A 17,308-nucleotide genomic window follows, 5' to 3' on the forward strand; every position below is an offset into this window, starting at 1 on the left:
GTATTTCGGGTCAGAAAGTAGCTGGAAGACGATGAATGCCGCGCTGAAAAACAGGCTGGTGCAGCAGGCCCTGGCCGAGGGCTTCGTGTCCTGCCGGATATGCCGGCCCTGGGACGTGCCGGAGGTGCCCGCGCGGCTGCAAACCTTCCTGGAAGCGGGATACCACGGGCAGATGGGCTGGCTTGAGGAGCGGAGCCATTGGCGCGGCGACCCGTCCGCGCTGTGGCCCGAGGCACGCTCGGTCATCATGCTGGCGGAGAGCTACACGCCGGACGAGGATCCGATGGCGGTGGTCGGCCGGGCCGGCCGCGGCGCGGTCTCGGTCTATGCGCGCGGCAAGGATTATCACGATCTGGTCAAGAAGCGGCTGAAGCGGCTGGCGCGCTGGCTGATGGCGGAGGCCGCGGATCAGAATGCCGAGGTCAAGGTCTTTGTCGATACCGCCCCCGTTCCGGAGAAAGCGCTGGGCCAGGCGGCAGGGCTCGGCTGGCAGGGCAAGCACAGCAACCTGGTGAGCCGCGACTGGGGCAACTGGGCTTTCCTCGGCTCGATCTTCACAACGCTGGAGCTGCCCGCGGACCAGCCGGAGCGCGACCGTTGCGGCTCCTGCCGGGCGTGCCTCGACAGCTGCCCGACCGACGCTTTCCCCGCGCCCTACCAGGTCGATGCGCGGCGCTGCATCTCCTACCTCACCATCGAGCACAAGGGGCCGGTGGCGGAAGAGCTGCGCGAGAAGATGGGCAACCGGATCTATGGCTGCGACGATTGCCTCGCGGCCTGCCCCTGGAACAAGTTCGCGGTGGCGGCGAGCGACATGCGCTACGCCGCGCGCGCCGGGCTGGAGGCGCCGAGGCTGGCAGATCTGGCGGCGCTGGATGATGCCGGGTTCCGCGAGAGGTTCTCCGGCTCGCCGATCAAGCGGATCGGGCGCGACCGTTTTGTGCGCAACGTGCTGTATGCCATCGGCAATTCGGGCGATCCCGGCTTGCGCCCGGCGGCGGAGGCGCTGGTTGGCGACCCCGATCCCACCGTGGCCGAGGCCGCGGCTTGGGCGGTTCGCAGGCTTTCGTGACGCAAACGGGATGGACGGGCGCGGCGGAGGCGTTAGACCGGATCTGCGGACAGAGCTGAGAAGGGACGGGCATGGCGCTTTTGCTGGGGGTGGATACGGGCGGAACCTATACGGATGCGGTGCTGATCCGGGACGAGAAGGAAGTTGTTGCTTCGGCCAAGGCGCTGACCACGCGGGGCGATCTGGCGGTCGGCGTCGGCGGGGCGATCCGGGCGGTGCTGGAGCAGTCGGGCGCGGCGCCCGCAGATGTGTCGCTGGCGGCGCTGTCGACCACGCTTGCGACCAATGCGCTGGTCGAGGGCCAGGGCGGCCGGGTGGCGCTGATCTATATCGGGTTTGCCGAGGCGGACCTTGACCGGCACGGTCTGCGCGAGGCCTTGAAGGGCGATCCGGCCCTGGTGCTGGCGGGCGGGCATACTCACGCGGGCAGTGAAGCGGCACCGCTGGACGCGGCGGCGCTGGAAGCCTTCCTGCGCATCGAGGGGCCGGGAGTGTCCGGTTTTGCCGTTGCCGGGGTCTTTGCCACCCGCAATCCGGCGCATGAGATGGAGGCAGCGCGGATCATCCACGAGATGACCGGCGCGCCGGTCACCTGCTCGCATCAGCTCTCGGCCAAGCTGAACGGGCCGAAACGGGCGCTGACCGCGGTGCTGAACGCGCGGCTGATCGGGATGATCGACCGGCTGATCGGGCGGGCGCAGGACACGCTGCGCGACCTCGGGATTGCGGCGCCGATGATGGTAGTGCGCGGCGACGGCGCGCTGATGAGCGCAAGCCAGGCGCGGGAGCGGCCGATCGAGACCATTCTATCGGGGCCTGCCGCTTCGATCGTGGGCGCGCGCTGGATGACCGGCGCGGAGGAGGCATTGGTCAGCGACATTGGCGGCACCACAACCGATGTGGCGCTGATCCGCGGCGGCAAACCCGCGATTGATCCGGGCGGCGCGCAGGTCGGCGGCTTCCGCACTATGGTGGAGGCCGTGGCGATGCGCACCACCGGCCTTGGCGGCGACAGCGAGGTGCACCTGAACACCAGCGGGCTGGAGGGCGGGCTGCGGCTGGGGCCGCGGCGGCTGGTGCCGGTCTCGCTGGTGGCGATGGACGCGCCGGAGGTGGTGCATGGCGCGCTCGACGCGCAGCTAAGTGCCACCGCGCCGGGCGAATACGACGGCCGCTTCGTGCGCGCTGTACCCGGCCTGCCGGTGGCGGGGCTGAGCGAGCGGGAGGCGGCGCTGCTGGCGCGGATCGGCATGCATGTGCACCCGTTGGGAGAGATCCTGCGCACGCGGATGGAGCAGGGCGCGCTGGCCCGGCTGGTCGACCGCGGGCTGGTTCAGGTGGCAGGGGTCACGCCCTCGGATGCGAGCCATGTGCTGGGCCGGGTCTCGGCCTGGGACGCGGGCGCAGCGGAAAAGGCGCTGTCGCTGTTTGCCCGCCGCCGGGTCGGCAGTGGCGAACGGGTAGCGGCGGATGCCGCAGCACTTGCTCAGATGATTGTCGACCAGCTCACCGAACAGACCGCGCTCACCCTGCTGGAGGCCGCCTTCGCCGAGGAGGGCGGGGCGTTTGGCCTGCCGCCGGAGCAGCTGGCACGGCACGTGCTGCTGCAGAAGGGGCTCGCCAGGCATCGCGGACTGCTGGCTCTGGATGCGGCGCTGAACGCCGATGTGGTGGGGTTGGGGGCCTCGGCTCCGAGCTATTACCCGGCGGTGGGCAAGCGGCTGCATTGCAGGATGATCCTGCCGGAGCACGCAGGCGTCGCCAATGCCATCGGTGCGGTGGTGGGCCGGGTCACCATGCGGCGCAGCGGGTCGGTCACCGCACCTGCCGAAGGCCGTTTCCGGGTGCATCTGGAGAGCGGGCCGGAGGATTTCACCGCCGCCGAAGATGCGCTGGCAGCGCTGGAAGCGGCTTTGTCGGGGGAGGCCCGCGCGGCGGCGGAGGCGGCGGGCGCCGACGACATCCACCTGCACGTGGAGCGCGATATCCGGGTGGCCCAGGTGGAGGCGCGGGAGGTCTTCGTCGAGGCGGCGCTGACGGTGGAGGCGAGCGGGCGGCCGAGGGTGGCCTTGGGCTGAACCCAAAGGCTGTTTGGTGGCCGGGATTTCCCTTGGAAAACCGGGGCCTCCGGCGCGGGTATTTGCGGTCGGAAAGTGGCATGAAGTCCCGCGGGCCCGGCGGCGTGGTGCTGGCGGCCGCCGGGACGGGAACGCAAAAGCCCCGCCGGTGAGGGCAGGACTTCGTGGGTTTCAGCCAAGTTATTCCGCCGCGGCGCCGCGTTTGGGGAGCACCCAGTCGGGGCGCGGGAAGTGGCAGGTGTAGCCGTTCGGCAGGCGCTGCAGGTAGTCCTGATGCTCTGCCTCGGCCTCCCAGAAGTCGCCCGCGGGGGCCAGCTCGGTCACTACCTTGCCGGGCCACAGGCCGGAGGCCTCGACATCGGCGATGGTGTCCTCGGCCACCTTTTTCTGGGTCTCGTCCACGTAAAAGATGGCGGAGCGGTAGCTTTCGCCGATGTCATTGCCCTGACGGTTCGGTGTGGTCGGGTCGTGGATCTGGAAGAAGAACTCCAGCATCTCCCGGAAGGAGGTGACCGCGGGATCGTAGATGATCTCGATCGCCTCGGCATGGCTGCCGTGGTTCCTGTAGGTGGCGTCGCGGACGTCTCCGCCGGTGTAGCCGACGCGGGTGCTGATCACGCCGGGGCGCTTGCGGATGAGCTCCTGCATGCCCCAGAAACAGCCGCCTGCCAGGACGGCGCGTTCGGTCTTGCTCATTTCACGGTCTCCACTTGGTCCTTGTAGGCGCCATAGCCCTCCGCCTCCATGTCGTCCAGATGCACGAAGCGCAGTGACGCGGAATTGATGCAGTAGCGCAGGCCGCCGCGGTCCGCCGGGCCGTCGGGGAAGACGTGGCCGAGGTGGCTGTCGCCATGGGTGGAGCGGACCTCGGTCCGGATCATGCCAAGGCTGCGGTCCTCCAGTTCCTGGATATGGGCGGCTTCGATCGGCTTTGTGAAACTGGGCCAGCCGCAGCCCGATTCGTATTTGTCCGAAGAGGCAAACAGCGGCTCGCCCGAAACGATGTCGACGTAGATGCCAGGTTCCTTGTTGTAAAGCAGCTTGCCGGTGCCAGGGCGTTCGGTGCCCGCGTTCTGGGTGACGTGGTATTCTTCCTCGGAGAGGGTGGCGATGACGTCCGGGTTTTTGGTGTATTTCGGCATGGTGTCCTCCCGCCTGTTCGCGCATGTGCAGAAGATGGGGCGCCTCGGCGCAATTGCAACGCCCGGTTCAGGGTGCTCGCGGAGCCGTGGCTAAGCCTGCTTACATCCGGAAGGCGGCAGCGAGGGGCTCGGCCAGCTGGAACTCTTCAAGCACCCGGGCGCGCGCCCCGGGCGACATCTTGCGGGCGGTCTTGGCGACGATGCGCTGCACCTTGTCCTCGGGGTGTTTGGCAGCGAAGGGGGCGAAATACCATTTGAGGAAGGTAAAACAGGCAATGTCCTCAAGCGCCTGCACCTCGGGGTCGCGCTTGATGCCTTCCTTGCGCAGCATGCGGGCGGCGGCCTGCTGCTCTTCCGCGCCGTAGCCTGCATCGCGCATCAGGCCGGTGACCAGTTCGGCGTGGTGGCGGGCCTCGGCCTGGCGCCAGGCGAGGTAGCCGGCGCGGCCCTCGGGGAAGGCCTCGCGGGCCAGCTTCCAGCGTTCCACATGCTGGCCGCGGGCGGCGATCTGCAGCGGCTCGGAGGCTGCGGGAGAGAGCCGCGCCTGTTCCTCGCTCATCCGGCGGCCATAAAGCAGGGCCGCGGGCTGGCCGTCTTCCAAGTTGGGGTCCTTGGCATTGGCAGCGTCGATCGCTTCCAGCACCTGGGTCAGTTGCGCGCTCATCTCTCTGGGTCTCCTGCCGGGTCTTCACGGGCAGGGTAGGGCGGATCGCATGGGCTGCGCAATGGGTCGCACGCCGCCAGGCATGCGCGTCAGCCCGCTTCCGCCGCGGCGGAGGGCGCTGCCGGCGGTTTTCCCGGTCTGGGCTGGCGCGAGAGCTGCACCGCGAGGATGCCCGCGGTCACCACCGCCACCCCCAGCATGTCCAGAAGGCCCAGCCGCTCGCCCAGCAGCAGCGCCGCGATGGCCACACCGAACACAGGGTTCAGGAAGTGGAACGTGGCGGCGCGTACCGGCCCGATGCGGTTCAGGAGCAGCACCCAGATGAAAGTCGCAAGCAGCCCCGGCACCAGCGTGGTGTAGGTGAAGGCGGCCGCAAGGCGCAGGCTGGGGCGGATGAAGATGTCTTCCGCGAGGGGGGCGGCGGCGAACAGCAGCGCGGAGCCGATCAGCATCTGCAGCCCCACCACCATCATGTAATTCCCGCCGGAGGTAGCGCCGCGCAGGGCAAGGGTCGCCGCCGCCAGCGCCAGTACCCCGATGCCGCAGAGCGCGACGCCCAGAAGGTCCGCGCCGGCACCGAGCCGGGTGCCCATGATCAGCGCCACCCCGGCCGTGCCGGCCATCAGCCCCGCGATGCCCAGGGGCCGCAGGCGCTCGCCGAACATGAGCCAGCTTGCCAGTGCCACCAGCAGCGGCATAGTGGAGGCGATGATGGCGGCGAGCGAGGCCTCGATCCACTGCATCGCCACGAAGTTCAGGCCGAGGTAGAGCGCGTTCTGGCAGATCCCGAAGATCACCGTGGCGCGCCATTGGCCGGGGGTCAGCCGCCAGCTTTGGCCCAGGGCGCGGGCAATCGCGACGCCGATCAGGCCGGAAATCAGGAAGCGCACCGCCAGCGAGAACAGCGGCGAGGCGTCCTGCACGATGATCCGCGCCGAGGTGAAGGCGGAGGACCACATCAGGGCAAAGGCCAGCCCCATCGCAACTGCGCGCATGTCCATGCTGTCTCTCCCGCCTGCTGCCGTATCGTGGCGGGCGGAGCATCGGGGAAACCGGGGGCGGGCGCAAGCCGGGCGGATGAATTAGCTGCGAGGCCGGCCGCCGCCAATAACTGGGAGGGGCGTAATGTTCCGGCCCGCCGCAAAAGAAAAGGGCCGCCCGGCAGGCAGCCCTGACTGGGATACGGCGGGAAAGCCGGATCAGCCGTTCACGCTGTCCTTCAGCGCCTTGGCGATGGTCATCTTCACCACCTTGTCGGCTTCTTTGGTGAACTTCTCGCCGGTGGCAGGGTTGCGCACCTCGCGCTCGGGGCGCTCGCGGCAGTAGATCTTGCCGACGCCCGGCAGGGTCACGGCGCCGCCGTTGGACACTTCGCGGGTGATCAGCGCGCAGACGGCTTCCAGAGCGGCGCCTGCGGTCTTCTTATCGCTGCCCATTTCCTCAGCCAGCGCTGCGACGAGCTGGGTTTTGGTCATCGGTTTGGACATTCTTAGCTCTCCTTAAAACTGCCCGAACTGTGGGGCCTCAATGCGAGACTCTATCGTTATGTGGTGGGGTAACACAACTTGTTGTGTCGCCCGTGAAGACGAAATAAGGCAAATTTCCCCGGAAATTCGCGAAAATCTGCCTTTAGAGGAAGGCGGTTTCGTCGAAGGAGCGCAATTTGCGGCTGTGCAGACGCTCCAGCGGCATGCCGCGCAGCCGCTCCATTGCCCTTATGCCGATCTGCAAATGGCGCGCAACCTGGGTTCGGTAGAAATCCGACGCCATGCCCGGCAGCTTCAGTTCTCCGTGCAGCGGTTTGTCCGAAACGCACAGCAGCGTGCCGTATGGCACCCGGAAGCGGTAGCCGTTGGCGGCGATGGTGGCGCTTTCCATGTCGAGCGCAATGGCGCGGGACTGGCTCAGCCGCTGCACCGGGCCGGACTGGTCCCGGAGCTCCCAGTTGCGGTTGTCAATGGTGGCGACGGTGCCGGTGCGCATGATCCGCTTGAGGTCGTAGCCCTCGAATTCGGTCACTTCTTCCACTGCCTCCTCCAGCGCGACCTGGATTTCCGCCAGCGCCGGGATCGGGGTCCAGATCGGCAGATCGTCGTCGAGCACGTGGTCCTCGCGCAGGTAAGCATGGGCGAGCACGAAGTCCCCCAGCGCCTGGGTGTTCCTGAGCCCCGCGCAATGGCCCACCATCAGCCAGGCATGCGGGCGCAGCACGGCGATGTGGTCGGTGGCGGTCTTGGCGTTCGAGGGGCCGACACCGATGTTGACAAGGGTGATGCCGTTCCCGTCCTCGCGCTTGAGGTGGTAGGTCGGCATCTGCGGCAGCTTTAAGCTGAGCGGGATCTCGGCTTCCGGGTCGGTGATCTCATAATCGCCGGTGCTGACGAAGCTGGTATAGCCCGAAGCCGGATCCGCGAGCTGGCTGCGGGCAAAAGTTTCGAACTCGGAGACGTAGAACTGGTAGTTCGTGAACAGAACGTGGTTCTGGAAATGTTCGGCGCTGGTGGCGGTATAGTGGCTGAGCCTTGCCAGCGAGTAATCGATGCGCTGGGCGGTGAACAGCGACAGCGGGCCGGTGCCGTTGGCGGGCTGGAAGGTGCCGTTGACGATGTCGTCATTGGTGGTCGACAGGTCCGGCACATCGAAGACGTCGCGCAGGGTGAAGCCCGCGGCACCCTCCTGCGGGACCGTAAGGTCGGGGCGGGAAGCGACCGCAAAATGCACCGGGATCGGCGTGCCGGAAACTCCGATGGTGACCGGCTGGCCGTGGTTGCGGATCAGCAGGCCGATCTGCTGGATCAGGTAGTTTCGGAACAGGTCCGGCCGGGTCACCGTGGTGGCATAGGTGCCGGGGGCGGAGACATGGCCGAAGCTGAGGCGGCTGTCCACCTGCGCGTAGGTCGAGGTGGTGAAGCGGATCTCCGGGTAGTAGGCGCGGATGCGCTGGTTGTCCGGCGCGCCGTCCGCCATCGCCCGCATGAATTCGTCACACAGGAAGCCGGTGGCCTGGGCATAAAGCAGCTGCAGCCGGTCCACCGCCTCGGCGGCGTCGGTGAAGCTTTCGGTGTCCGGGTGGCCGGGGTGTTTGGTGGTTATCATGCAACAGGCTCGACTACTGGAATTTTCTTGAAGGTGCGCACATCGACCAGGCCAAGATCGGAGATCCTGAGTTCAGGGATCACCACAAGCGCCAGAAGCGAATGCTGCATGTAGGCATTGTTGAGGGCGCAGCCGCAGGCTTGCATCGCCTCGACGAGCCCTTGCGCCTTGGCGGCGACCTCGGTGGCGGGGCTGTCGGACATCAGGCCGGCAATTGGCAGCTCCACCAGCGCGAGCTCCTTGCCGTCGCGGTAGAGGGTGATGCCGCCGCCGACTTCGGCCAGGCGGTTGGCGGCCAGCGCCATCTGGTCGCGGTCGGTGCCGACGACGATCATATGGTGGCTGTCGTGCGCCACCGTCGAGGCCATCGCCATTTTGCCGCTGTAGCCGAAGCCTGACACAAAGGCGTTGGTGACGCCGCCGGTGCCGCGGTGGCGCTCGACCAGCGCGATCTGGCAGACCTCGCCTTCCGCCTCGACCAGCCCGTCGCGGACCGACAGCTCGGCCTTGAGCGCTTTGGTCGGGGCCTGGTTTTCCACCACGCCGATCACATTTGCGGTGACGGCATTGGCGCCTTCGGGGGCTTTCACCTCGAAGTCCCTGGCGCTCAGTTCATGGCCCAGGTGCACTGTGCCGCGGGCATGGGCGGGCCAGTCCAGATGCGGGCAGTCCACTTTGATTTCGCCCTGTTCCGCGACCACCTGGCCGCGGGCGATCACCAGCTCGATCGGCAGTTCGGTGAGGTCGGAGGTCAGGATCACGTCGGCGCGGCGGCCCGGGGTGATCGAGCCGATTTCGCGCTCCAGCCCGAAATGGGTGGCGGTGTTGATCGTCGCCATCTGCAGCGCGATAACGGGATCGCAGCCGCAGGCAATCGCGTGGCGCACCACGCGGTTCATGTGGCCGTCGTTGACCAGCGTGCCGGAGTGGCAGTCATCGGTGCAGAGGATGAAGTTGCGCGGGTCCAGACCCTTTTCAGTCACCGCGGTGATCTGGCTTTCCACGTCATACCAGGCCGAGCCCAGCCGCATCATCGAGCGCATCCCCTGGCGGACGCGGGCGATCGCGTCGGCCTCGCAGGTGCCCTCGTGGTCATCCGCCGGGCCGCCCGCCACATAGGCCGCGAAATCGGGGCCGAGGTCGGGGGAAGCATAATGCCCGCCCACGGTCTTGCCCGCGCGCTGGGTGGCGGCGATTTCGGCCAGCATCTTGGGGTCGGCGTTTGCCACGCCGGGGAAGTTCATCATCTCACCGAGGCCAATGATGCCGGGCCAGTCCATCGCCTCAGCCACGTCTTCGGCGGTGATCTCGAACCCGGTGGTCTCCAGCCCCGGCGCGGAAGGCGCGCAGGAGGGCATCTGGGTGAAGATATTGACCGGCTGCAGCAGCGCCTCGTCATGCATCAGCCGCACGCCTTCAAGCCCCATCACGTTGGCAATTTCATGCGGGTCGGTGAACATCGAGGTGGTGCCGTGCGGGATCACCGCGCGGGCAAATTCCGCGGGTGTCAGCATGCCGCTCTCGATGTGCATATGCGCATCGCACAGGCCCGGGATCATGTAGCGGCCCTCCGCCTCAACCACCTGGGTATCGGGGCCGGTGCAATAGGAGGCGTCGGGGCCGACATAGGCGATCCGGCCTGCGGTGATGGCAATATCGTGGCCCTCGAGGACCTCGCGGGTGTGGACATTGACCCATTTGCCCTGGCGGATCACCATCTCGGCCGGGGTGCGGCCGGCGGCGGTGTCGATCAGTTTCTGGGCGGAGTCGGGCCAGCTCGGGAATTTGTTATCTGACATGGCCCAATTGTTATTATTGCCGCGGAGAGTGCAAGGGCTTTGGCGGCCTTCGCGGAAACCGGGCACAACTGAGGCCTGCGATTTTCAGGTCTGTGCGCGCAGCTGGCGCGGGGTGGTGGCGAATTCTGCCCGGAAGGCGCGGGTCAGGGCGCTCGGGTCCTCGTAGCCGCAGCGCAGCGCGATCTCGGCGACGCCGAGGCGGGTTTCCAGCACCAGCCGGCGTGCCTCGATCAGCCGCAGCCGCCGGTAGACCGCCTGCGGGGTTGCGCCCAGCTCAGTTCTCATCCGCGCTTCCAGCTCCTTCTGGCTGCGCCCCGCGGCGCGGGCGATGGCGGCAATCGGCAGGGGCGTCTCCAGATTGGCCTGCATCATTGCCACCGCCCGTGCCACCGGCTTGCTGCGGGCGAGGATCGGGTCCTGGCTGCCGGTGGCTTCGGGGCTCATGAACAGCGCCGCCACCTCCAGCCGCAGGGCCGCGCCATGGCGGGTGCCGATCAGTTCCATCATGGTGTCAAACGCCGCAAGCGCCCCGGTGCAGGTGATCCGGCCCTGGTCCGCCACATGGCGCACGCGCTCGGCCAGGACGGCCGGAAACGCTTCGCTGAAGCGGGTCAGCTCCTGCCAGTGTATGGTCGCCCGCCGCCCATCCAGAAGCCCGGCATCAGCCAGGAGCCAAGCCCCGGTGTCGAATCCCGCCATCACTTTGTAACGCCGCGCCGCGGCCCTCAGGGCGCGGGCCGCCTGTGGGGTTGCATGGCCCAGGAAGTCGTAGGACGGCATCACGATCAGCATGCCGCCGCCGCAGTCCGAGAGCCGCCCATGCGCCCGCACCTCCATCCCCGAAGAGGAGACTGCAGGCCCTCCCCCCAGCGTAAGAAACCGCCAGGCATAGGCCTGCCGCCCCGCCAGGCTGTTTGCGGCGCGCATCGGCTCCACCGTATTGGCCAGGCAATGGGCCGAGAAGGCATCGAACAGCAGCACGTCCACCTGCTGCAGTGCGGCGTGATCTTTTACCCAAGAGTGCATGATTCAGTCTAACTCTGCATGATCGGCCGCCGCAAGCTGCCTATTCTGCCGGACAGCAGACAGACCGGGGAGATCCGCCATGCAGTTCGGGATGACCGAAGAACAATCGATGATCGTCGAGACCACCCGCGCCTTCGTGGAAAAGGAGCTCTACCCGCATGAGGCGGCGATCGAGCGCACGGGCCATCTGGACATGGAGGTGATCCGCGAGGTGCAGAAGAAGGCGATGGAGGCAGGGCTCTACGCCGCCAACATGCCCGAGGAGGTGGGCGGCGCCGGGCTCGATACGCTGACCTGGCTGATGTACGAAAAGGAGCTTGGCCGTGCCAACTACGCGCTGCACTGGACCGGTGTTGCGCGGCCCTCCAACATCCTGCTCGCGGGCACGGAGGAGCAGAAAGAGAAGTATCTGTTCCCTTGCATCAAGGGCGAGAAATGGGACTGCCTAGCGATGACCGAGCCGGATGCGGGCTCGGACCTGCGCGGCATGAAGGCGAGCGCGCGAAAGGATGGAGATGACTGGATCCTGAACGGCACCAAGCATTTCATCAGCCACGCAGATATCGCCGACTTCGCAATCGTCTTCATGGCGACGGGGGAGGAAGAGACGCCGCGCGGGGTAAAGAAGAAAATCACCGCCTTCTTCGCCGACAAGGGCACGCCGGGCTTCACCGTGCGCGACGGCTACCGCAACGTGAGCCACCGCGGCTACACCAACGCGGTGCTGGAATTCGACGACTGCCGCCTGCCGGCCTCGGCAGTGCTGGGCGAGGTGGACAAGGGCTTCGAGGTGGCAAACACCTGGCTCGGCGCCACCAGGCTGCAAGTCGCGGCCACCTGCCTTGGCCGGGCCGAACGCGCGCTGCAGCACTCGGTCGAATACGCCGCAGAGCGCCGCCAGTTCGGCCAGCAGATCGGCAAGTTCCAGGGCATCTCCTTCAAGCTGGCCGACATGGCGCTGGAATTGAAGGCGGCGAACCTCCTGACCTGGGAGGCAGGGTGGAAGTTCGACCGGGGCACGGTGACCGAGAGCGACATGTCGATGGCCAAGCTGAAGGCGACCGAGATGCTGGCCTTCGTGGCCGACGAGGCAATCCAGATCCACGGCGGCATGGGGCTGATGGACGAACTGCCGCTGGAACGCATCTGGCGCGACGCGCGGGTGGAGCGTATCTGGGAGGGCACCAGTGAAATCCAGCGGCACATCATCAGCCGCGAGATGCTGCGCCCGCTTGGAGGATGACCGATGAACCGCCCCCCGCCAGCCGCTGCAGAACCCAGCGGTGAAGCCGCTCCGAAGCCTTTGGTGACAATCACCTATTGCACCGGCTGCAACTGGCTGCTGCGGGCGGGCTGGATGGCGCAGGAACTGCTGCAGACCTTCCAGGACAGCCTCGGCGGCGTCACCCTGGTGCCCGGTGAAACCGGCGGCATTTTCGAGATCCGCGCCGATGGCGAGCTGATCTGGGAGCGCAAGCGCGACGGCGGCTTTCCCGATGCAAAAGAGCTGAAGCAGCGCCTGCGCGACCGCATTGCGCCGGACCGGGACCTCGGCCATCTCGACCGCGGCGCAGGGGGATAGTCTGGGATGCCTCCGGCGGGGATATTTACGGCAAGAGGAAAAGGGGCGGCCCGGACAAGCCGCCCCGGTGAAGAGATCAGCTCTCTTCCCCTTGCGCGGGCATCGGCGTCCCCGCCTGTACCGCTCCGCCAGCTTTCCCGATTCCGGTTACTGAAGCCCTACTTCCTCTTGCTGGAAATATCCCCGCCGGAGGCTCCTCAACTCTCAAGCAGCGGACCGTTTCTGACATGACACGCGACCTTTCCCGGCTGTTCCGGCCACAGTCCATTGCCGTAATCGGCGGCGGCGCCTGGTGCCGGCTGGTGATCGATCAATGCCGCAAGATGGGCTTTGCGGGCGACATCTGGCCGGTGCATCCCAAAGCGGATGAAGTGGCGGGCCTGCCGGCCTTCCGCGACGCGGAGAGCCTGCCCGCGGCGCCGGATGCGGCCTTCATCGGGGTCAACCGCTTTGCCACCATCGAGGTGGTCCGGGCACTGGCGGCGCGGGGCGCGGGCGGGGCGGTTTGTTTTGCATCGGGTTTTCTGGAAGCGGCGGCAGAGGACGCTGAGGGCGCGGATCTGCAGACCCAGCTGCTGGACGCGGCAGGGGACATGCCCTTCCTCGGGCCCAACTGCTATGGCTTCATCAACTACCTTGACGGTGCGCTTTTGTGGCCGGACCAGCATGGCGGTGCCCGGGCGGAGCGTGGCGTGGCGCTGGTCACGCAGAGCTCGAACATCGCGATCAATCTCACCATGCAGCGCCGCGCAGTGCCGCTGGCCTATGTGGTAACCGCGGGCAACCAGGCGCAGTCGGGGATAGCGGAGATTGGCGCAGCGCTTCTGGAAGACGACCGCGTCACCGCCCTGGGGCTGCATATCGAGGGGTTCGGCGATTTGCGCGCCTTCGAGGCGCTGGCGGCGCGGGCGCGGGCGCTGGGCAAGCCGATTGTCGCCTTGAAAGTCGGGAAATCGGCCGAGGCGCGGGCGGCAACCGTGTCGCACACGGCGTCCCTTGCGGGCGGCGATGCCGGGGCGGGAGCGCTGCTAGCGCGGCTCGGCATTCCCCGACTGGACGATTTGCCTGCCTTCCTCGAGACGCTGAAGCTTTTGCATGTGGCCGGGCGGCTGCCGTCGAACCGGATCGCCTCGATCAGCTGTTCGGGGGGCGAGGCGAGCCTCGCGGCGGATACTGCAATTGGCCGGGGTGTGGTGTTTCCGCCGCTCAACGCGCGCCAGGAAGCGGACTTGCGCGGCGCGCTGGGGCCGATGGTGGCGCTCGCCAACCCGCTGGACTATCACACTTATATCTGGCGTGACACGCACGCGATGACCCGCGCCTTTGCGGCGATGGCCGATCCGGAGCTGGCGATCACCCTGCTGATCGTGGACTTCCCGCGCGCCGACCGCTGCGATGCCGCGGACTGGGAGTGCACCATCGAGGCCGCGATCGGCGCGCGCCAGCAGAGCGGCCGCCCGGTGGCGATGGTGGCGACCCTGCCGGAGCTGCTGCCCGAGGACGTGGCGGCGCGGCTTATGGCGGACGGGGTGGTACCGCTTTGCGGGCTGCGTGAAGCCATCGCCGCCTGCGCCGCTGCCAGCCTGCCGCTGCCGCCGGAGCCCGCGCCGCTGCTGCTGCCGACGCCGGTGGTGGAGCCGGACCTGATCCCCGAAGCCGAGGCGAAGCGCCAGCTTGCCGCCTACGGCCTGCGGGTGCCGCGGTCCAAGCGCGCCGCTTCGGCCGGGACGGCGCGGGCGGTCGCGGTGGACATCGGCTTCCCGGTGGTGCTGAAAGGCGAGGGCGTGGCCCACAAGACTGAGGCCGGAGCGGTGGTGCTGAATCTCGGCTCGGGGCAGGAGGTGAGCGATGCCGCTTTCCGCATGCCCGCCCGGCGCTTCCTGGTGGAGGAGATGGTAACGGGTGCCGTGGCCGAGCTGCTGGTCGGCGTGGTGAAGGATCCGGCGCATGGCTTCGTCCTGACGCTCGCCGCGGGCGGCACACTGACCGAGGTGATGCAGGACAGCGCCTCGCTCCTGCTGCCGGCCTCGGAGGCGGAGATCGAAGCGGCGCTCGAGAGCCTGCGCATTGCGCCCTTGCTGAACGGTTACCGCGGCGCGCCGCCTGCGGACCGCGAGGCGATCCTGCGCGCGGTGCGGGCGGTGGAGCTCTACGTGATGGAGAATGCGCCGGGGCTGGAAGAGATCGAGATCAATCCGCTGCTCTGCACGCCGGACGATGCGGTTGCCGCGGATGCGCTGATGCGGCGCAAGTACTGAAAGCGCGCGGCGCGGAACCGGCAGCAGGCTTTGAGCCCTGCTTGCCTTAATGCATGAAAGCGGCGCCCTCTGCGGTGCCGGAAGGGAGAGAAGATGAGCGATAGCCCCGTGAAGACGCGCCGCGAGGGCGCCATCCTGGAAGTGACGCTGGACCGGCCCAAGGCCAATGCCATCGATCTCAAGACCTCGCGGCTGATGGGCGAGGTGTTCCGGGACTTTCGCGATGACCCGCAGCTGCGGGTCGCGATCCTGACTGGCGGCGGCGAGAAGTTCTTCTGCCCAGGCTGGGACCTGAAGGCCGCGGCCGATGGCGATGCGGTGGATGGCGATTACGGCGTGGGCGGCTTTGGCGGGTTGCAGGAAATGCGGGACATGAACAAGCCGGTGATCGCGGCGGTGAACGGCATTGCCTGCGGCGGCGGGCTGGAGCTGGCGATCTCCGCCGACATTATCCTCGCCGCGGAGCATGCCACATTTGCACTGCCGGAAATCCGTTCCGGCACGGTGGCGGATGCGGCTTCGGTCAAGCTGCCCAAGCGCATCCCCTATCATATCGCGATGGAGCTATTGCTGACCGGGCGCTGGTTCGACGCCGAGGAAGCGCACCGCTGGGGTCTGGTGAACGAGATCGTGGCAGCAGATCGCCTGACGGACCGCGCCTGGGAGCTGGCGCGGCTCTTGGCTTCGGGGCCGCCGCTGGTCTATGCGGCGATCAAGGAGATCGTGCGGGACGCCGAGGACAGCAAGTTCCAGGATGCGATGAACCGGATCACCAAAAGCCAGCTGGCCACGGTGGAGCGGCTCTACCGCTCGGAGGATCAGCTGGAAGGCGCGCGCGCCTTTGCCGAGAAACGCGATCCGGTCTGGAAGGGCAAGTAGCGGCCGGCAGCGGCGGAGACGGCAGGCGGGGTGCTCCGCCCGCCGGGCGGGGGCATCCAAGACCCGGCGGTTGGGCCAGGCGCCCGCGCCGGCGGGGATCAGATCCGGCGGAACAGGGCGATCAGTGCGGTGTCCTTCGCGTGCTCGCCAGCCGCGGCGCCATTGGCCGTGACGTCGTAGATCGGCACCTCGCAGAGCGTGAGCGTCTTGATCCATTGCCCGCGCAAGAGCCGGTCGAAGGCCCCGGCGAAGCCGGCCTTGCTGTAGAATTTCGTGTTTATCGACAGTGCAAACTGCGCATTCGGAGCCGCTACCCGCAACAGCGCGGGCAGCACCTCGGGGCCGAGATGGCCGTGGGTGAAGGTTCCGCAGGAGATCACCCCGCGGTAGGCGTTGCGCGGCACCGGGATGCCAAGCCGCAGGTCGGCCTCGATCACGTCGCGGTAGACGTCCTTGCGCAGCGCCTCGCGCAGCATTTCGGGACTGATGTCGGTGGCGTCGATGGGACCGGTGCCAAGCGCCCGCAGCGCCTCGCCGCAGAGGCCGGTACCCGCGCCCACGTCCAAAACCGGCCCGCGCCCGCCCGCCGCGGCAAAGGCCTTGGCGGTTTGGGCCGGCAGGATATAGCCCTTGCCGGCCGCAAACTGCGCATCATAGGTCCCGGCCCATTCGCCATAGAGCCGCTTGGCGCCGGCCGCGGATTGCAGGGCATAGGCCTTGGACAGGTCCGGTTTGTCATCGCTCATGGCAGGCATGAAAGGGCGGCGGGAGATTCGAATCAAGCCTTGCACTGCCGCAGCCGCCGCCGCATCTAAGGGGGCATGACAAAAACGCTTCTGTGTCTTGGATTTGGCTATACCGCGCGGGCGCTGGCGCCGCGCCTGCTTGCTGAGGGCTGGCGCATCATCGGCACCTCGCGGGAGGCGGTGGCGTTTGACGGCGTTGAAATGATCACCTGGCCGGGCGAAGCGGTTCCGCTTGAGGGCGTGACGCATATGTTGAGCTCGATCGCGCCGGAGGAAGCGGGCGACCCGGTGCTGGCCGCTATGGGAGACAAGATCGCCGCGGCGCCGGACCTGGAGTGGGCGGGCTACCTGTCGACCACCGCGGTCTATGGCCATCACGATGGCGGCTGGGTGGATGAGGCTACGCCCCTTACCCCGTCCAGCCTCCGCGGCGAATGGCGGGCACGGGCGGAGGCGGAATGGCAGGCGATCCCCGGACTTCCGCTGCACATCTTCCGGCTCGCGGGCATTTACGGCCCCGGCCGCGGCCCCTTTGCCAAGCTGATGGCGGGACGCGCGCGGCGGATCGTGAAGCCGGGGCAGGTGTTCTCGCGCATTCACGTTGACGACATCGCGCAGGTGCTGGCGGCCTCCATCGCGCGGCCCAGCCCGGGCGCGGTTTACAACGTGTGCGACAACGATCCCGCCCCGCCGCAGGATGTGCTTGGCTATGCGGCGGAGCTCCTTGGCCTGCCTGTGCCGCCCGAAGTGCCCTTCGAGGAAGCCGGGATGAGCGCCATGGCGCGCAGTTTCTACGGCGAGAACAAGCGGGTGCGGAACAACCGCACCAGGGACGAACTGGGGGTGAAGCTGCTCTACCCGACCTACCGCGAGGGGCTGCGAGCGGTGCTGGCGGCGGAGGACATGGAGAGCTTCGTGCCGCCGTCGGAGCCGCCGGGGGTTTGAAATCCAGGCGCCGGCCGCTGG

The 17,308-nt window shown here is 67.7% G+C and carries 16 protein-coding genes; 7 read left to right on the top strand and 9 right to left on the bottom strand.

The window, feature by feature from the left end; translation table 11 throughout:
• Window positions 1-31 precede the first annotated feature (31 nt).
• Together queG and ACOHWE_RS06870 are read left to right on the top strand one after the other, a co-directional pair.
• Window positions 32-1,072, top strand: coding sequence for a tRNA epoxyqueuosine(34) reductase QueG (gene queG / locus ACOHWE_RS06865; protein ID WP_420665195.1), 1,041 nt, complete (start codon window positions 32-34; stop codon window positions 1,070-1,072).
• A gap of 71 nt (window positions 1,073-1,143) precedes the next feature.
• On the top strand, window positions 1,144-3,150 hold the full coding sequence (locus ACOHWE_RS06870; RefSeq protein ID WP_420665196.1) for a hydantoinase/oxoprolinase N-terminal domain-containing protein: 2,007 nt from the start codon (window positions 1,144-1,146) through the stop codon (window positions 3,148-3,150).
• A 180-nt stretch (window positions 3,151-3,330) separates the two neighbouring features.
• Here the strand turns inward: ACOHWE_RS06870 and msrA are convergent, their stop codons facing one another.
• From msrA to ACOHWE_RS06910, 8 genes are all read right to left on the bottom strand, one after another.
• Window positions 3,331-3,846 (bottom strand): peptide-methionine (S)-S-oxide reductase MsrA, encoded by a 516-nt coding sequence (gene msrA, locus ACOHWE_RS06875; protein WP_420665198.1) that lies wholly within the window; start codon window positions 3,844-3,846, stop codon window positions 3,331-3,333.
• The gene (msrB, locus tag ACOHWE_RS06880; RefSeq protein WP_420665199.1) at window positions 3,843-4,292 is read right to left on the bottom strand and encodes a peptide-methionine (R)-S-oxide reductase MsrB; all 450 of its coding nucleotides are present in this window, start codon (window positions 4,290-4,292) and stop codon (window positions 3,843-3,845) included. The genes msrA and msrB overlap by 4 nt, the downstream gene beginning before the upstream one ends.
• Before the next feature lie 100 nt (window positions 4,293-4,392).
• Window positions 4,393-4,956, bottom strand: coding sequence for a DUF4202 domain-containing protein (locus ACOHWE_RS06885; RefSeq protein WP_420665200.1), 564 nt, complete (start codon window positions 4,954-4,956; stop codon window positions 4,393-4,395).
• 89 nt (window positions 4,957-5,045) lie between these two features.
• Window positions 5,046-5,957, bottom strand: a complete 912-nt coding sequence (locus ACOHWE_RS06890; RefSeq protein WP_420665201.1) for a DMT family transporter — start codon at window positions 5,955-5,957, stop codon at window positions 5,046-5,048.
• 198 nt (window positions 5,958-6,155) lie between these two features.
• Window positions 6,156-6,443 carry an HU family DNA-binding protein gene (locus tag ACOHWE_RS06895; protein WP_420665202.1) on the bottom strand — a complete coding sequence of 96 codons (288 nt, stop codon included), beginning with the start codon at window positions 6,441-6,443 and terminating at the stop codon, window positions 6,156-6,158.
• A 142-nt stretch (window positions 6,444-6,585) separates the two neighbouring features.
• Complete coding sequence (locus ACOHWE_RS06900) at window positions 6,586-8,052, bottom strand: AMP nucleosidase (RefSeq protein WP_420665203.1); 1,467 nt, start codon at window positions 8,050-8,052, stop codon at window positions 6,586-6,588.
• Window positions 8,049-9,851, bottom strand: coding sequence for an adenine deaminase (gene ade / locus ACOHWE_RS06905; protein WP_420665205.1), 1,803 nt, complete (start codon window positions 9,849-9,851; stop codon window positions 8,049-8,051). Before ade ends, ACOHWE_RS06900 begins: the two co-directional genes overlap by 4 nt.
• Window positions 9,852-9,935: 84 nt before the next feature.
• Entirely contained in the window at window positions 9,936-10,877 is a 942-nt protein-coding gene (locus ACOHWE_RS06910; RefSeq protein ID WP_420665206.1) for a GlxA family transcriptional regulator, read from the bottom strand.
• Window positions 10,878-10,956: 79 nt separating this feature from the next.
• On the opposite strand from ACOHWE_RS06910, the gene ACOHWE_RS06915 reads away from it, so the two are divergent.
• The 4 genes from ACOHWE_RS06915 (at window position 10,957) to ACOHWE_RS06930 (ending at window position 15,596) form a co-directional block, all read left to right on the top strand.
• The gene (locus ACOHWE_RS06915) at window positions 10,957-12,120 is read left to right on the top strand and encodes an acyl-CoA dehydrogenase family protein (protein WP_420665207.1); all 1,164 of its coding nucleotides are present in this window, start codon (window positions 10,957-10,959) and stop codon (window positions 12,118-12,120) included.
• A 3-nt stretch (window positions 12,121-12,123) separates the two neighbouring features.
• Window positions 12,124-12,459, top strand: a complete 336-nt coding sequence (locus ACOHWE_RS06920; RefSeq protein ID WP_420665209.1) for an Rdx family protein — start codon at window positions 12,124-12,126, stop codon at window positions 12,457-12,459.
• 227 nt (window positions 12,460-12,686) lie between these two features.
• Window positions 12,687-14,717 carry an acetate--CoA ligase family protein gene (locus ACOHWE_RS06925; protein ID WP_420665211.1) on the top strand — a complete coding sequence of 677 codons (2,031 nt, stop codon included), beginning with the start codon at window positions 12,687-12,689 and terminating at the stop codon, window positions 14,715-14,717.
• 93 nt (window positions 14,718-14,810) lie between these two features.
• Complete coding sequence (locus ACOHWE_RS06930) at window positions 14,811-15,596, top strand: carnitinyl-CoA dehydratase (protein ID WP_420665212.1); 786 nt, start codon at window positions 14,811-14,813, stop codon at window positions 15,594-15,596.
• Window positions 15,597-15,694: 98 nt separating this feature from the next.
• Here ACOHWE_RS06930 and ACOHWE_RS06935 read toward each other — a convergent pair whose 3' ends face one another.
• Entirely contained in the window at window positions 15,695-16,342 is a 648-nt protein-coding gene (locus ACOHWE_RS06935) for a class I SAM-dependent DNA methyltransferase (RefSeq protein ID WP_420665213.1), read from the bottom strand.
• Between the two features lie 75 nt (window positions 16,343-16,417).
• Between ACOHWE_RS06935 and ACOHWE_RS06940 the strand changes: the two genes are divergently transcribed.
• Window positions 16,418-17,287: an SDR family oxidoreductase gene (locus ACOHWE_RS06940; RefSeq protein WP_420665214.1), complete on the top strand. Its 870-nt coding sequence runs from the start codon at window positions 16,418-16,420 to the stop codon at window positions 17,285-17,287.
• The last annotated feature ends 21 nt before the right edge of the window (window positions 17,288-17,308 follow it).

Origin of the sequence: Cribrihabitans neustonicus, assembly GCF_048820895.1 — a bacterium.
GTDB classification, from domain to species: Bacteria; Pseudomonadota; Alphaproteobacteria; order Rhodobacterales; family Rhodobacteraceae; genus Cribrihabitans_A; species Cribrihabitans_A neustonicus.

Excerpts from the sequence above, each read along its gene's own strand:
- ACOHWE_RS06915 (WP_420665207.1), top strand. The coding sequence starts at position 10,957 with ATGCAGTTCGGGATGACCGAAGAACAATCGATGATCGTCGAGACCACC.
- ACOHWE_RS06940 (WP_420665214.1), top strand. The coding sequence starts at position 16,418 with ATGACAAAAACGCTTCTGTGTCTTGGATTTGGCTATACCGCGCGGGCG.
- ACOHWE_RS06895 (WP_420665202.1), bottom strand. The coding sequence starts at position 6,443 with ATGTCCAAACCGATGACCAAAACCCAGCTCGTCGCAGCGCTGGCTGAG.
- queG (WP_420665195.1), top strand. The coding sequence starts at position 32 with ATGAATGCCGCGCTGAAAAACAGGCTGGTGCAGCAGGCCCTGGCCGAG.
- msrB (WP_420665199.1), bottom strand. The coding sequence starts at position 4,292 with ATGCCGAAATACACCAAAAACCCGGACGTCATCGCCACCCTCTCCGAG.
- ACOHWE_RS06885 (WP_420665200.1), bottom strand. The coding sequence starts at position 4,956 with ATGAGCGCGCAACTGACCCAGGTGCTGGAAGCGATCGACGCTGCCAAT.
- ACOHWE_RS06920 (WP_420665209.1), top strand. The coding sequence starts at position 12,124 with ATGAACCGCCCCCCGCCAGCCGCTGCAGAACCCAGCGGTGAAGCCGCT.
- ACOHWE_RS06925 (WP_420665211.1), top strand. The coding sequence starts at position 12,687 with ATGACACGCGACCTTTCCCGGCTGTTCCGGCCACAGTCCATTGCCGTA.
- ACOHWE_RS06930 (WP_420665212.1), top strand. The coding sequence starts at position 14,811 with ATGAGCGATAGCCCCGTGAAGACGCGCCGCGAGGGCGCCATCCTGGAA.
- ACOHWE_RS06890 (WP_420665201.1), bottom strand. The coding sequence starts at position 5,957 with ATGGACATGCGCGCAGTTGCGATGGGGCTGGCCTTTGCCCTGATGTGG.
- ACOHWE_RS06910 (WP_420665206.1), bottom strand. The coding sequence starts at position 10,877 with ATGCACTCTTGGGTAAAAGATCACGCCGCACTGCAGCAGGTGGACGTG.
- ACOHWE_RS06900 (WP_420665203.1), bottom strand. The coding sequence starts at position 8,052 with ATGATAACCACCAAACACCCCGGCCACCCGGACACCGAAAGCTTCACC.
- ade (WP_420665205.1), bottom strand. The coding sequence starts at position 9,851 with ATGTCAGATAACAAATTCCCGAGCTGGCCCGACTCCGCCCAGAAACTG.
- ACOHWE_RS06870 (WP_420665196.1), top strand. The coding sequence starts at position 1,144 with ATGGCGCTTTTGCTGGGGGTGGATACGGGCGGAACCTATACGGATGCG.
- msrA (WP_420665198.1), bottom strand. The coding sequence starts at position 3,846 with ATGAGCAAGACCGAACGCGCCGTCCTGGCAGGCGGCTGTTTCTGGGGC.
- ACOHWE_RS06935 (WP_420665213.1), bottom strand. The coding sequence starts at position 16,342 with ATGAGCGATGACAAACCGGACCTGTCCAAGGCCTATGCCCTGCAATCC.